Source organism: Paenibacillus sp. JT22N12, from assembly GCF_056269365.1.
In genome coordinates this window covers 44249-59770 of sequence record NZ_JBWDNU010000007.1, presented here as the reverse complement: position 1 = coordinate 59770, position 15522 = coordinate 44249, and the positions used below count along the sequence as shown (strand labels likewise).

General features: G+C 47.0%; 14 protein-coding genes. All 14 read left to right on the top strand.

Annotation, left to right across the window (positions count from 1 at the left end; translation table 11 throughout):
- Positions 1 to 37: 37 nt before the first annotated feature.
- The 14 genes from AC0YOA_RS23665 to AC0YOA_RS23600 all read left to right on the top strand — a co-directional run bounded on the left by AC0YOA_RS23665 (position 38) and on the right by AC0YOA_RS23600 (position 15478).
- Positions 38 to 730 (top strand): hypothetical protein, encoded by a 693-nt coding sequence (locus AC0YOA_RS23665; RefSeq protein ID WP_475788737.1) that lies wholly within the window; start codon positions 38 to 40, stop codon positions 728 to 730.
- Entirely contained in the window at positions 724 to 1986 is a 1263-nt protein-coding gene (locus AC0YOA_RS23660; RefSeq protein WP_475788736.1) for an acyl-CoA reductase, read from the top strand. The genes AC0YOA_RS23665 and AC0YOA_RS23660 overlap by 7 nt, the downstream gene beginning before the upstream one ends.
- Before the next feature lie 23 nt (positions 1987 to 2009).
- Complete coding sequence (locus tag AC0YOA_RS23655) at positions 2010 to 2735, top strand: cytidylyltransferase domain-containing protein (RefSeq protein WP_475788735.1); 726 nt, start codon at positions 2010 to 2012, stop codon at positions 2733 to 2735.
- A gap of 2 nt (positions 2736 to 2737) precedes the next feature.
- Positions 2738 to 3802, top strand: a complete 1065-nt coding sequence (gene pseG / locus AC0YOA_RS23650; protein ID WP_475788734.1) for a UDP-2,4-diacetamido-2,4,6-trideoxy-beta-L-altropyranose hydrolase — start codon at positions 2738 to 2740, stop codon at positions 3800 to 3802.
- Between the two features lie 4 nt (positions 3803 to 3806).
- Positions 3807 to 4859 (top strand): pseudaminic acid synthase, encoded by a 1053-nt coding sequence (gene pseI, locus AC0YOA_RS23645; protein WP_475788733.1) that lies wholly within the window; start codon positions 3807 to 3809, stop codon positions 4857 to 4859.
- Positions 4860 to 4895: 36 nt separating this feature from the next.
- A complete protein-coding gene (locus AC0YOA_RS23640; protein WP_475788732.1) occupies positions 4896 to 6248 on the top strand; it encodes a DUF4910 domain-containing protein in 1353 nt (450 codons plus the stop codon).
- Positions 6249 to 6250: 2 nt separating this feature from the next.
- Positions 6251 to 7045 carry a formyltransferase family protein gene (locus AC0YOA_RS23635; RefSeq protein ID WP_475788981.1) on the top strand — a complete coding sequence of 265 codons (795 nt, stop codon included), beginning with the start codon at positions 6251 to 6253 and terminating at the stop codon, positions 7043 to 7045.
- A 74-nt stretch (positions 7046 to 7119) separates the two neighbouring features.
- Entirely contained in the window at positions 7120 to 8067 is a 948-nt protein-coding gene (locus AC0YOA_RS23630; RefSeq protein WP_475788731.1) for a dTDP-glucose 4,6-dehydratase, read from the top strand.
- 30 nt (positions 8068 to 8097) lie between these two features.
- Positions 8098 to 9288, top strand: coding sequence for a UDP-4-amino-4,6-dideoxy-N-acetyl-beta-L-altrosamine transaminase (gene pseC, locus AC0YOA_RS23625; protein WP_475788730.1), 1191 nt, complete (start codon positions 8098 to 8100; stop codon positions 9286 to 9288).
- Positions 9289 to 9429: 141 nt separating this feature from the next.
- Positions 9430 to 9627 carry a cold shock domain-containing protein gene (locus tag AC0YOA_RS23620; protein WP_125666700.1) on the top strand — a complete coding sequence of 66 codons (198 nt, stop codon included), beginning with the start codon at positions 9430 to 9432 and terminating at the stop codon, positions 9625 to 9627.
- A 244-nt stretch (positions 9628 to 9871) separates the two neighbouring features.
- Positions 9872 to 10411, top strand: a complete 540-nt coding sequence (gene hpf, locus AC0YOA_RS23615; protein WP_210038982.1) for a ribosome hibernation-promoting factor, HPF/YfiA family — start codon at positions 9872 to 9874, stop codon at positions 10409 to 10411.
- Between the two features lie 177 nt (positions 10412 to 10588).
- Positions 10589 to 13105, top strand: coding sequence for a preprotein translocase subunit SecA (gene secA / locus AC0YOA_RS23610; RefSeq protein WP_475788729.1), 2517 nt, complete (start codon positions 10589 to 10591; stop codon positions 13103 to 13105).
- Between the two features lie 49 nt (positions 13106 to 13154).
- Positions 13155 to 14268, top strand: a protein-coding gene (gene prfB / locus AC0YOA_RS23605; protein WP_475769670.1) for a peptide chain release factor 2 whose coding sequence is annotated in 2 segments (ribosomal slippage) — positions 13155 to 13226 and positions 13228 to 14268 — 1113 coding nt in all. Because the reading frame shifts where the segments join, the coding sequence is not laid out codon by codon here.
- A 289-nt stretch (positions 14269 to 14557) separates the two neighbouring features.
- A complete protein-coding gene (locus tag AC0YOA_RS23600) occupies positions 14558 to 15478 on the top strand; it encodes a YitT family protein (protein ID WP_475788728.1) in 921 nt (306 codons plus the stop codon).
- The last annotated feature ends 44 nt before the right edge of the window (positions 15479 to 15522 follow it).

The window sequence follows — 15522 nt, the reverse complement described above, 5'->3', positions numbered from 1 at the left end:
AGTTGCCATAGAGAGGCTCTTCGAGGAGCGGGAATTAATGTTTGACAAAAAGTTATTTGAGTGGAAGAAAGAAGCACCATCTGTTTTTTCTTGGGTAGGTTTATCTCAAGGCGCCATCGTCGCACATTACTGTATTATTGAGATGCCGCTTACTCATAATGTCCGAACAGGTATTGCTGTTGATGCCATCTTCTCCAAGTCAGCAGGGCGTGTTCCTAATATCTCAGCTATGATAAGTTATGCTTTGAATACAGTCAAGTCAGTGGGTTTTAGTAGGGTTGTGAGTTTCCCAAATAAACGAATGGCACCTGTCAAACTTCTTTTGGGTTGGAAGCCTGGACCTGTTTATGAATGGAAAACTTCCAATGGAAATGAGAGGGCTACAGGAATTTCATCTATGGTACGGACTGATTCAAATTATGAGACGTGGCGATGGGAACAATGCCCCCGGGTCTATGCCTCGCTGGATAACAGATCTACTATTATTGCTGAACAAGCTTCATATAAGGATGCGCCTTACCTTATGCGTTTCAATGCGGAAATCTGGAGCGGAATATCTCGGCAATATAAGTTTTCCTATTTGGAGAAAACCCGCACAAACCAGCTGTTTGGTGAAAATTCCGTTTTGCCACTTTACTACGATCTTGATAATAAAACAGGAGAGATGAGTGAAACCTGGCCGGAGATTTGGCCACTGGAAACGATTGAAGGAGTGACGTTAGGATGGTAATTCAGCATCACCAGTCTTCCTTTGATGAAATTCGTCCAATTCCAATAGAAAAGTTTGGTCAATCACTTGAAGAGACGATTCGGCGAGGACAAGCTATTCGGGAACTATCATCGACAGAAATGACTGATGCATTTTATGGCGTTTATCAGAGCTGGGCACTCCCATCCCATCCTATGTATCATCAGTATCGTGATGCGGGTCTTGCATATCTGTTATCATTTCTCCATCCGGATTCTATTCGTAAGTTCATCGTCAAGGGATTGCGAAGTGAAACTGCTATGGATCGTATTTCCGAGCTTGGAGGATTCAGGGGGATGGCGGTACCAAAGGGTGTGGTAGGTCATTGGGTAGCCGGCAATGTGCCCCTCCTGAGCTTGATCTCTGTGCTGCAAGCAGTGCTAACCAAGAATATTTCTATCGTTAAATTAAGTACTAACCAAGAAGATTGGATTACGCCATTCTTGCGTTCGCTATCTCAAACAGGTTCGGCGGGTAAAACGATTGCAGAGGCTGTATTCGTCGTATCTTATCCAGGTGAGTGGGTAGAAGCAAATGCGATGATCGCGAAATACAGTGATGTAAGAATCGCTTGGGGTGGCTTGGAAGCCGTACAATCAGTTTCTGCTCTGCAGGGTAAACCGGAGGGTGTCACCCTTTTGTTCGGACCAAAATTCAGCTGTGCTGCTATTGATCCAACTATTATGAGTAAGGATGATTGGGTGAAGTTGGCACGTGACTCTGTTCTTTTTGAGCAGTTGGCATGTACTTCGCCACATGCCCTTATTGTTAAGGGTGATTTTGCTGAATTGGAGGAGGCTGCTCTGCAGTTGACAGAGGCTTACAGAAAAATATCAGAGCAAAGTTATTATAAACCGCTTGAGGCGGGTGAAGCTGTCAAACTGCTGGACTATCGTACCGCTGCGTGGATGAAAGGTGAGAATGTAATAACTTCACAAGGGACGGAATGGACTCTTCATTTACATACTCATCTTGAAAAATTAGCAGGACATGCTATGCGAATTCTACATTTATATCCTTCTTCTGATTGGACAGAACTGACTAATTATTTTCCTGAGACGATACAAACAGTTTCACATAAACTGAATGAACATGACTTACAAACACTTGTTTATTCCTCTACTTCTAGTGGGGTTTCACGCTTTGTTCCCATCGGGCAAGCCCATGCTTATGATATTCCGTGGGATGGTATGTTAGTTTTAGACCAGTTGGTTCGGTGGATCAGAGTGGATAGTTGAGAAAACTAGGACAGGAGATTCTCATGAAAATTATTGTCATTATCCAAGCGAGAATGGGGTCGTCACGTCTTCCTGGAAAAGTTCTCAAATCGCTTGGTCAATCAACGGTGCTTGATTATGTTGTGACGCGTTGCAGATTGATTCCATTTATTTCGGATGTGATTGTAGCAACCTCCTATCTTACTTCGGATAACCCGATCGAAGAATGGTGCCGTAATCATGAAGTCGACTATTTTCGCGGATCCGAGGAAGATGTACTATCACGTTATTACGAATGTGCAAAAAATTACAAGCCTGATTATATTATTCGAGTTACAGCGGATTGTCCTTTTCTGGACTACCATCTGGCAGAAAAGATAGTGAAAGCTATACTTGAGCAACCCTCAGATTTGGTTGTAGTAGAAGGGGAATTACCACGAGGCTTGTCAATCGAAATCATTTCTTTTAGTGCGCTGAAACGTATTCATGAGATTGGTCAAGAGCCTAGACACAGGGAACATGTTACTTATTTTGCATATGAAAATCCTAAAGACTTTAAACTTGTAGTTGTTCATCCGGAGAAGTCTATTCAACATCCGGAACTACGCATCACGCTTGACACAGATGAAGACTACTTGTTATGTCAAGCGGTAGCTGAAGTCTTTTCATGCCATAAGGATACACCTTCCCGCGACATTATTGCCTATCTTACTGAGCATCCCGAAGTAGCAAGTATAAACGCTCATATTGAGCAAAAGCCGGTGATCTGAGTATGACACGAAAAGTTGTCTTTCGTGTGGACGCTTCTTTTGTTATCGGGACGGGTCACGTTATGCGTTGTCTTACGATTGCAGATGATTTAAATGCACAAGGGGTCGAGATATCTTTTATCTGTCGTTCACTGGAAGGGCATATGGTTGATTACATTAAACAGCGTGGATATCAGGTCTGCCTTATTAGAGAGACATATGCTCTTTCAGAACTGAACTATGAATCAGATGCACTTTTTACGGCTCAAGCTATTGCTGATGATATTGCCACCGATTGGTTAATTGTGGATCATTACGAGATTGATGAGAGATGGGAACGAATCGTTCAACCGGCCGTCCGTAAACTATTCATTATCGACGATTTGGCCAACCGCAGACATTGTGCAGATATGCTTCTCGATCAAAATGCCCATGACCTTCCTGAAGCCAGATATGACAGTCTGGTTCCTGAACATTGCCGTCTCCTCTTGGGCCCAAGATATCTTCTTCTTCGTCCATCCTTTTATGATGAACGTAAAGAGCTCGGTCTAAGGACAGGTGAACTACACAGACTGCTTGTTTTTTTTGGGGGAAGTGACCCTACGGATGAAACCACTAAAGTTCTCGAATCACTTTTAGAACTTGGAAAACTAAAGCTGAAGGTTGATGTTGTCGTTGGGCAAGCCAATGGACAGATTGAAAATATTGAAAGACTTTGTACTTTACTTGCTGATACTACGCTGCACATTCAAATTGAGAATATGGCTCAGTTAATAGCCCGAGCTGACTTTGCGCTTGGTGCGGGGGGCATATCTATGTGGGAGCGATGTTATCTCGGTTTGCCATCGGCGGTTACAATTGTGGCGGATAACCAATCTGATTCTGTCCATAAAGCAGCGACCTATGGAGCGGTTTGGAATATAGGATGGTATGAACAAAAGAATTCCAGCCTTTATTCCGATATATTACTTAATGCGGCCTATGCACAATCAGAATTGCGACAAATGAGTCGCCTTGCCTTGAAATTGACGGATAGTCGGAGAGATAATGCACACAGCCTCGCCATTAAAGCTATTATGGGGGAATAATTATATGTTTAAAGCCGTTCAGATAGCTGAACGTTTCATAGGAGAGCAATATAAACCTTTCTTGATCGCTGAGATGTCTGGTAATCATAACCAGTCGCTTGCAAGAGCTTTAGAAATTGTGGATGCAGCCGCTGACGCAGGCGCTGATGCCCTCAAGCTGCAAACCTATACAGCTGACACAATGACATTAGATATTCATGATGGTGATTTTTATATTAACGACGCCAATAACCTTTGGCAAGGGACGTCTCTCTATAAGCTTTATCTGGAAGCCTACACACCTTGGGAATGGCACAAACCAATTTTTGACCGGTGTAAGGAACGAGGGATGCTGGCATTCAGTACGCCTTTTGACTTTACGGCTGTAGAGTTTCTGGAAACATTAGAAGTACCTGCATACAAAATTGCTTCCTTCGAAAATACGGATCTCCCTTTAATTCGTAAAGTAGCAGCTACGGGAAAACCATTAATTATATCGACCGGAATGGCGTCAATTGCTGAGCTGGATGAAACGGTACGTGCAGCTAGAGAGGCTGGTTGTGACCAACTCGTGCTGTTGAAATGTACAAGTACATACCCAGCCACGCCAGCTAAATCAAACTTAAATACTATTCCCCACATGAAGCATTTATTCCAATGCCAAGTTGGCCTTTCTGACCACACAATGGGTATTGGTACAGCTGTGGCGAGTGTTGCTATAGGGGCTGCAGTGATTGAGAAACATTTTACCTTATCTCGCGATGAGGGGGGCGTGGATGCGGCATTCTCACTAGAACCTCAAGAATTCAAAGCATTAGCCCATGAGATAGAGAGAGCCTGGGAGTCCATGGGTGAAATCGTGTATGGTGCTACGGACGCCGAACTTGCTTCCAAGAAGCATCGCCGATCCTTATATATCGCAGAGGATATAAAAGCGGGAGAGAGCTTTACGGACAAAAATGTGCGTGCCATTCGACCGGGTCTCGGATTGCCTCCCAAATATCTGGATCAGATTATGGGTAGACAAGCCAAACAAGACCTGGTAAAAGGAACCCCGTTGTCTTGGAACATTCTTTAAAAAATCACTTACCGGCATAGAAAGTTGAGGGTATTCATGGTAGATAAACAGCGAGAATTATCAGAAATGAATCGGTTATTTGATCAACTCTTTCCTATTTGCCGCAGTATTACAGGACAGGGTGTGCGGGACACTATCTCTCTGCTGTCGGAACAGCTTCCTTTGGAATTATTTACCGTCTCTACGGGAGAACAAGTATTTGATTGGGAGATTCCGAAGGAATGGGTCATTCGAGAAGCATGGCTGAAGGGCCCGAATGGTGAAATTATAGCGGACTTCAAGAAGCATAATTTACATGTACTCAATTACAGTACGCCAATCGATAAACATCTGACATTATACGAGCTAAAAGAACATTTGCATTCCATTCCTCGTCTGCCTGACGCTATTCCTTATGTAACATCTTACTATAAGCCCAGATGGGGATTCTGTATTACACATCACCAGTTGGAGATGCTGCCTGAAGGCGAATATCATGCTTATATTGATAGCGAGATGATTAAGGGAGAATTGAATTACGCTCATGCGATATTGCAGGGAGAAAGTGAACAGGAAATATTAATTAGCACATATATTTGTCATCCATCTATGGCAAACAACGAATTAAGCGGACCAATAGTAGCGGCCTTTTTATATAACCGGATTTCAAAATGGAGAAATCGCCGATTTACTTATCGTTTCGTCTTTGTTCCTGAGACAATCGGCAGCATAGCTTATTTACATCGGTTCGGCAAACAAATGAAAGCACGTACACATGCAGGCTTAGTATTAACCTGTTTGGGTGGCCAAGAGAAATTAAGCTATAAATTGTCGCGTTCCGGTGAGAATCCACTTGACCAAATTTGGAAAAAAATGGTTGATTCTGGTCAATGGGAGGGGAGAACAAGACCATTTACCCCTAAATCTGGTTCAGATGAAAGGCAGTACTGCTCGCCGGGTTTTAATTTGCCAGTTGGGCAGATGGCTCGTACCGTTTACGGTAATTATCCAGGATACCATAATTCGTTAGATACGAAAGAATCCATGACGATCGAGGCACTTCAGCAAAGTCTCGATGAGCTAGAGACTTTACTGCTTATCAATGAAGCGGAAGGATATTATATCAATCGATTTCCTTATGGAGAAGTCAAACTTGACAAGCACGGGCTATATCCGGATATGAACTCCCCCACTACACGATCCTTTTCGTCCAATGAAGTTATGGATAGCCGAACTCAGCTTAATCTTATTCTAATGCTGCTTAATTATTCAGATGGTATACATTCGTTGCTGGATATTGCGGAATTAAGCAAATGCAGTATTTCTGAGCTTATGCCCTTTGTGAAACAACTTATTGACAAAGAGATTCTGAGAGGACCATTTCATGATAAAGGGAGAGAGTTAGGGTGAAAATGATTTTGCTCACTGGGTCACATCCCCGACACCTGTACGTCGCAAAAAAATTATACGATGAAAACTTACTATCCGGATTATTGATTGAAACTCGTGAAGAATTCATGCCAGTTCCCAGCCACGAATTATCAAATATTGATCGGCAAAACTTTGAACGACATTTCCTGAGCCGTCAAGCAAGTGAAGAACATTTCTTTGAATATATGGATGATTCTTATTTCAGGGATATTCCGGTTTTTCATATTTCCAAAAAAAAACTCAATGAAGATTCAACCAGGCAGTGGATACAAAAGCTCCAGCCGGACGTTGTTGTGAGCTATGGTATTCATAAGCTCAATAACGATATTTTGGACATTTTGCCGGCGTTCGCCTGGAATATCCATGGTGGGTTGTCTCCCTGGTATCGAGGAAACACGACTTTGTTCTGGCCGTTCTACTTCCTGAAGCCAAACTGGGCAGGAATGACCATTCACAATTTGACTTCAAAGCTGGATGGAGGAGACATTATTCATCATTCTGTCCCCCTATTGGAACGAGGCGATGGTATACATGATGTCGCCTGCAAAGCGGTTATCCAAGCATCGGAGGATTTAATACGTCTCCTCCAGCTAGTCAGAGAAGGCGCTGCTATTCAGGCGGTTCCGCAGAAATCCAATGGAAAGTTATTTACTTCAGCCGATTGGATGCCACAGCATCTAAGACTGATTTATAATACCTTTAATAATGATATTGTAGATCATTATTTGGACGGAAAGCTAGAGAGAACCGAGCCGAAATTAATAAGAGCTTTATAGTTTACTTGCCCAGAACGCAATTGTAGCCACAAAATTAATGTCAGATCTATAAGGCCAGAAAGGATCCCCAAAACATGAATATACTACTTACCGGCGGAGCCGGCTTCATCGGCCGCTGGGTCACGGATCGTCTGTTGAAGGACGGCCACCAGGTTTGGATACTGGATGACCTCTCCAATGGCAGAGAGGCGAATCTTGCAGAATTCCGCGAACATAGCGGCCTGAGGGCTTTTATCCCAGGCTCTATACTCGACGAAGTCCTGCTCAGCCAACTATTCAACCGGCACCAATTCGATATTTGCTATCACCTCGGCGCCTCCATCAATGTTCAGGACTCTATCGATGACCCGCGGACGACTTTTAACAACGACACGACAGGCACTTTTTACATCTTGGAGCAGTGCAAGCAGCACAACGTCAAAGTGGTCTTCATGAGTACCTGCATGGTCTATGACCGTTGCACGGAGGAGAGCGGTATCACGGAGCTTCATCCGACCAAACCGGCTTCCCCATATGCGGGTGCAAAGATTGCTGCCGAGAATATGGTTCTCTCCTATTATCACGCCTATGGGCTTCCGACAGTCGTGATTCGCCCCTTCAATACATACGGACCTTATCAGAAGACCGGCGGGGAAGGCGGCGTAGTCGCTATATTCCTAAAAAATAAGCTGGCAGGCAAGGACCTGAATATCTACGGGGAAGGTACGCAGACGCGTGATCTGTTGTATGTCGAGGATTGCGCGCGTTTTGTTGTGGAAGCGGGCTACAATGACAGCGTTAATGGCGAGGTCGTAAATGCGGGACTTGGCCGTGATATCAGCGTTAATGAACTCGCGCTTATGATTGCCGGTAACGGGAGCCGAATTAAACATGTTGAGCACATCCATCCTCAAAGTGAAATCCAGAAGCTGCTGTGCAACTCCAGCAAGGCAGAGAGATTGTTGGGCTGGAAGCCGCATACTACACTTGAGGAAGGAATCCGCAGAACGGAAGAGTGGATTCAATCGACGGATTTGATCTAATGCATCGAAGGTGGGAAGGAGGTTAGCTTCTTGTCAAATAAAACGATTCCGGGCACACAGCCCGTACGCAGCACGTTGCTTCCTTATGGCAGGCAGTGGCTGGAGGAAGAAGATATCGACGCTGTTCTTCAGGTGCTCAGGAGCGACTTTATTACACAAGGCCCGCAAATCGATCGTTTCGAGCGAAAGGTGGCGGATTATGTCGGCGTGAAATACGCTGTTGCCTTCTGTAATGGCACAGCGGCACTGCATGGTGCATGCTTCGCGGCTGGTATCGGTCCTGGTGACGAAGTCATCACGACTCCAATTACATTTTTAGCGAGCAGCAATTGTGTTCTCTATATGGGCGGAAATCCCGTATTTGCAGATATCGATCCTGAAACCTACAACATCTCTCCCGAGCAGATCAGGGCTAAGATCACCTCCCGGACAAAAGCCATCATTCCAGTCGATTTTACGGGTCAACCCGCTGAAATGGATGAGATTGAAAAGATCGCATGTGATCACGGCCTCACCATCATCCATGATGCTGCGCATTCCTTGGGAGCATCTTACGAAGATCGCAAAGTTGGGACATTCGGCGATATGACCATGTTCAGCTTTCATCCGGTCAAGCATATAACGACGGGTGAGGGCGGGATGATCGTAACGGATAATGAGGCATTCTACCAACGTTTGCTGCTCTTCAGGAATCACGGGATGACGCGGGACGCGAAGCTGCTGCAGGATAATGATGGTCCGTGGTATTACGAAATGCAGGAGCTTGGGTTCAATTGCCGGATGACGGATATTCAAGCTGCGCTGGGTGTGACGCAGATGGACAAGCTGGATCGGTTCGTGGAACGGAGGAGGCAAATTGCGGTGCAATATAATGAAGCTTTTTCCGGTTTTAACGGTCTGATTATTCCTCACCAGCATATGTCCGCTCAGTCCAGCTGGCATTTGTATGTGCTGCGATGGAACCTGGAGCACTTCATAACTGACCGCAAAGGAATCTTCGAAGCCCTGCGCGGCGAGAATATCGGGGTCAATGTTCATTATATTCCTGTATATAAGCAGCCATATTATCGGGAGCATGGATATGCGGATGAATCATGTCAGAACGCCGAACAATTTTATCAATCTGCAATATCTCTTCCTGTCTTCCCAAAAATGTCACAAGAAGATATTCAAGACGTCATTTTGGCTGTTTCAAAAGTCTATTATCGCTTTATAAAATAGTAGGTATAACTGCCGGTATAAGTGCAATGTATTCGCTTACACAAATTCGTTGACAATTGTGTGACAACGGTGGTATATTCGATTTGCGGGCCACGCTTACCGTGATCTCGCAGCTATTTGAAGATGAAGGGAATGTTATGCATGCAAGGTAAAGTAAAATGGTTTAACGCTGAGAAGGGTTACGGATTTATCGAGACTGAGCAAGGCGGCGACGTATTTGTTCATTTCTCCGCAATCCAATCCGAAGGGTTCAAAACGCTGGAAGAAGGCCAATCGGTCGAATTCGACATCGTGGAAGGCGCCCGCGGACCGCAAGCTGCAAACGTTAATAAACTGTAATCATCCGGCTGTTAAGCGGCCACACCATATATGGTTCACGCTTAACCAAGAATGCAAGCAGTGCCCTGGGAAACCAGGGCTTTTTATATTTGATCACACCTGAATTTCCTCTTAAATCTTAAACAACGAAATCTTCAAAAGTTTTATCTAAAATATTCAAATTATTCAGAAAAAAACAACAAAATGCTTTTGAGATCGCCCAGAGGGGTATGATATAATAAGAACATGTAAAGGAGGAGTGCCCATGAAATACAATGTTCGAGGTCAGCACATTCAAGTGACAGACGCTATGCGTGATTATGTCGTGAAGAAGCTTAGTCGCCTGGATAGGTATTTTGAAGAGCCAATCTCCGAATCAACCGTGACGATGTCCGTCACAAAAGGGAAACACGCCGTTGAGGTGACGATCCCTCTGACCAATGCTTTTCTCCGCGCCGAAGAAAAGAGTGATGACATGTACGCCTCAATTGACGTTGTGGTGGACAAACTGGAGCGGCAAATTCGTAAACATAAAACAAGAATCAATCGCAAGTTCCGCCAGGAGAGCGGAATCAAAATGTTGTTCAAGGATGAAACTTCCCCGGTCAAGGTGCTGGAGGAGGATGATTATGAGCTTGTCCGCACCAAACGCTTCATGCTGAAGCCGATGGATGTGGAGGAAGCGATCCTTCAAATGAATATGGTCGGCCATTCGTTCTTCATGTTCGCCAATGTGGATACCAAGGAAGTGAACGTGGTTTACAAAAGAGACGATGGCAAATACGGCTTGCTTGAACAATACTAAACTTAACTTCTATCATTCATGAATATTCAAGGGCAGGCTTCCTCGTGAAGCGCTGCCCTTTTACAATGCAAGAATAACCATTGGCGGAAAATGTCGCTGACGCTATACTCGCATTGCGGGAAGTGCCGCAAACTGATACAATTTATCCATTAGGCGTAACCACGAAAGGGGAAGACCATGCTCGGACTTGTAAAGAAAATATTCGGAGATGCGAACGAACGGGAAGTCAAGCGTCTCATGCGCACTGTAGAGCAAATTAATGAATTGGAACCAAAGATTTCACAATTATCTGACGAGGATCTTCGGGGAAAAACCGCCGAGTTCAAGATCCGTTTGGCCGAAGGCGGCGATGAGCTGATTGACCTGCTGCCGGAAGCATTTGCCGTTGTACGCGAAGCCTCCGTTCGCGTGTTTGATAAACGTCATTATGACGTTCAACTGGTTGGGGGAATGGTTCTTCATGAAGGCAAAATTGCCGAAATGAAAACAGGGGAAGGGAAGACGCTCGTTGCGACTCTCCCGGTCTACTTGAATGCTCTCCTCGAAAAAGGCGTCCACGTGGTAACGGTCAATGATTATTTGGCCTCCCGCGACAGCCAGCAGATGGGGCAGCTTTATAACTTCCTCGGACTTACGGTAGGCTGCAATATGCATGGCTTATCCCATGCCGAGAAACAAGAGGCATACGCCTGCGATATCACATACGGAACGAATAATGAATTCGGCTTCGATTATTTACGTGATAATATGGTGCTGTACAAGGAACAAATGGTACAGCGTCCGCTTTATTTTGCCGTTATAGATGAAGTGGATTCCATCCTAGTCGATGAAGCGAGAACGCCGCTTATTATATCCGGACAGGCCGCCAAATCGACAGAGCTTTATTTTGCAGCCGACCGTTTCGTAAGCCGGCTTCAGGCGGAGGATGATTACACGATCGATGTCAAGCTCCGCTCGGTGACGTTGACGGAAGCGGGCGTGGAGAAGACCGAACGCGCTTTTGGCATTGAGAATTTATTTGACCATGCCAATGTGCTGCTGTACCACCATATCCAGCAAGCGCTCAAAGCGCATGCGATTATGAAACGCGATGTCGATTATATCGTGCAGGATGACGAGGTTATCATCGTCGATGAGTTTACCGGCCGTCTGATGGCAGGTCGCCGCTACAGCGATGGGCTGCATCAAGCGATTGAGGCCAAGGAACAGATCAAGGTTCAGAACGAGAGCATGACGCTCGCAACGATCACATTCCAGAACTACTTCCGGATGTACCGCAAGCTGGCCGGGATGACCGGTACGGCGAAGACGGAGGAAGAAGAGTTCAAGAAAATCTATGGTCTGGATGTCATCCAGGTTCCAACGAACCGGACCATGATTCGTGATGATATCGCCGATGTCGTCTACAAAACCGAGAACGGGAAGTTCAAGGCGGTTGTAGAGGAAATCGTGCAGCGTCACGGCAAGAATCAGCCGGTGCTTGTCGGTACCGTCTCGATCGAAAACTCGGAAAAGCTGTCGGAGATGCTCAAGCGCCGCGGTGTGGCCCATAAGGTACTCAATGCCAAATACCATGCCGAGGAAGCGGAAATCATCTCACGCGCCGGGCAAGCCGGATCTGTCACCATCGCAACGAACATGGCGGGCCGGGGTACGGATATTTTGCTCGGTGATGAGGTTGCCGGTATTGGCGGACTGCATATCATGGGCACGGAGCGACACGAGAGCCGGCGGATTGATAACCAGCTTCGCGGTCGTGCCGGACGTCAAGGCGACCCGGGTTCTTCCCAGTTTTATTTGTCGCTTGAAGATGAATTAATGCGCCGTTTCGGTGCGGACAACATTATGAGCATGATGGAGCGTCTGGGCTTCGAGGAAGACCAGCCCATTGAGAGCCGTCTGATTTCCCGGGCCATCGAATCCGCACAGAAGCGTGTGGAAGGAAGCAACTTTGACACGCGGAAGATCGTACTCCAATATGATGATGTTATGAATCAGCAGCGTGAGATCATATACAAGCAGCGCCGTGAAGTGCTGTACTCGGATAACATCCGCCAAATCGTGCAGGATATGATTACACCGGTTATCGACCGGATTGTCGGCGCGCATTGTCCCGATGATGAGGTGCCGGAGAACTGGGAGCTGCAGGAGATCGTCGATTATGCCCAGGGCACGTTCCTGTATGAAGGCATGATCACGAAAGACGATCTGTGGGGCAAAGAGAAGGAAGAAATTGTAGAATTTCTGAACGAAAAAGTGAGTGCCCTGTACGACCAGCGCGAGGAAGAAATCGGCGTCGAAACGATGCGCGAATTCGAGAAGGTTGTTGTGCTGAGGGCTGTTGACAGCAAATGGATGGATCACATTGATGCGATGGATCAACTGCGTCAGGGGATTCACTTGCGTGCATACGGCGGAACGGATCCGCTGCGCGAATATCAATTTGAAGGCTTTGAAATGTTCAAGGAAATGATTGATAACATTCAGGAAGAAGTCACCAAATATATTATGAAGGCCCAGGTTGAAAGCAATCTGGAGCGCCAGGAAGTCGCCAAGGGACAGACGGAGACCGGAGGCAGCAGCGAGCCGAAGGAGAAGCGCCCCGTTAAGAAGGACGAACGTGTAGGACGTAATGATCCATGTCCGTGCGGCAGCGGCAAGAAATACAAGCAGTGCCATGGTCAACAGGCCTAAGCGCGCTGCAAGATGCAGGGCAATCGACAGGATGAGGTGAAGGCGTAACATGATAGATATTACAGTGAAACAAGATATGCGTGAAATGGCTAAGCGACTCCAGGAACTTAGGGGGTCTCTTTGACTTAGATCTTAAGCAAGAGATGATTGCCAACTTCGAAGAGAAGATGACAGCACCTGATTTCTGGGATGATAATGACCGGGCGCAAAGCACCATAGCGGAGCTGAATGCCGTTAAGTCCGTAGTCGATGACTACAACCAAATGAACAATGAGCATGAGGATTTGTCTACTATGCTGGAATTGGCTGAGGAAGAGGGAGATGAGTCCCTGGAAGCTGATTTGGCCAAGAGTGTGACTGCGCTTGTGAAGAAGGTAAGCGACTTCGAGCTGCAGCTCCTTCTCAGCGAACCCTACGACAAGCTGAATGTAATCCTTGAGCTCCATCCTGGAGCTGGAGGCACCGAGTCGCAGGACTGGGGTCAGATGCTCTATCGGATGTATACGCGCTGGGCCGAGAAGCATGGCTTCAAGGTGGAAGTGCTGGACTATCTGGCAGGCGATGAAGCAGGCATCAAAAGTGTGACCATCTCCATCAAGGGCTATAATGCCTACGGGTATTTGAAAGCGGAGAAAGGCGTTCACCGTCTTGTGCGCATATCGCCTTTCGATGCCTCGGGACGCCGGCACACTTCGTTTGCCTCATGCGATATCATGCCGGAAATTGATGACACCATCGAAATTGACATTCGCTCGGAAGATCTGAAGGTCGATACGTATCGGGCCAGCGGCGCAGGCGGGCAGCATATTAACAAAACGGAATCGGCTATCCGCATCACGCATATTCCGAGCGGCATTGTTGTATCCTGTCAAACACAGCGCTCCCAGATTCAGAACCGCGAACGTGCCATGCAGATGCTCCGCTCCAAGCTCTATGAACGCAAGATCGAAGAGCAGAAGAAGCATCTGGCGGAGATTCGCGGCGAGCAATCAGAGATCGGCTGGGGCAGTCAAATCCGCTCTTACGTGTTCCACCCTTACAGCATGGTCAAGGATCATCGGACCTCTGTAGAGACAGGAAATGTGGGAGCCGTGATGGACGGCGATCTGGATATTTTCATCGACGGCTATTTGCGCAGCCAGATTCGTCACGAACAAACATAAACTTACTCAATTCATGCATAGGCAAGGGCAAGAGTTCCGACACTGTTAAAGTGTTGGAGCTCTTTTTTTTGTTCAACTATAGAGAGTTTAAAATTGGATCTGTATTTTGCTTGTTTTAATAGGGGCGCCGCCTGAGGACAGATCCGGGACGTCTGGCTCGAGATTCGTACAGCTTCGCAGAGACCGTGAATATTGAACAGCCGCGTCCTCCTCCGCACAGGAGGATGCGAACATACAACCATATTATAAGTTGAGGATGGTATCCTCAATTTGAGAAGGAGGAGCCCCCATGATCGAAAAACAGCAAACGAGGAGCAGAAGCGAGACGTTCTCCCCCCAACGCAAAAAGCCAAATAAAGGCAACGGCAGCAGAAGCCGCTACTCGGAGGCAACGATCAACATCGCGCTCCTGCTGATCGGCTCTCTGCTGATTGCGGCGAGCTTCAATCTGTTTCTCGTTCCGTTGGGTATCGCATCAGGCGGGGTGTCCGGTATCTCCATCCTGGTACAGCGGGCGACGGGATTCCCGCCGGCGTTTACGCAGTGGGCGATCAATGTGCCGCTGTTTCTGCTGGGGCTATGGCTGCTGGGCGGCCGTTTCGCGATGAAGACGGCGCTGGGTTCGTTTGTTTTGCCGCTGCTGGTCCTCCTGACCTCACACTGGCCGGCTCCCACGGACAACGCGCTGCTTGCGGCGATCTATGGCGGCATTGGTGTCGGGGCAGGTCTGGGCCTTGTTTTCCGCGGGCGCGGGTCCACGGGCGGACTGGATCTGGCGGCACAGCTGCTGCATCGTTATACAGGCATGCGCCTGGGGCTTGCCGTGGCTTGTTTCGACGGTTTTGTCATCGCCGCTGCAGGAATATTGATTGCGCCTGAGAATGCGCTTTATGCTCTGATCGGCTTATATGCGACGAGCAAGACGATTGATTTTGTCCAGACCGGAATTGCGATCTCCAAGGTGGCTTTCATTATTACCGATTGCCCGGAAGCCATCATCCAGGTGGTGCTTCATGATTTGGACCGCGGACTGACCAGGCTTGACGGCCGCGGCGGATTCACCGGCGATGAGCGCTCCGTGCTGATGGTAGTGGTTGGGCGGGGTGAGGTGTCCAAGCTGAAGCAGCTGGTGAAGGCGGTTGATCCGAAGGCTTTTGTCATCATCAGCGATACGGCGGAGGTTCTGGGGGAAGGCTTCAATTTGCCCTGAAACAAGCTGTGGCGACCAGGAATTTAGTATTGAATTATTATAAT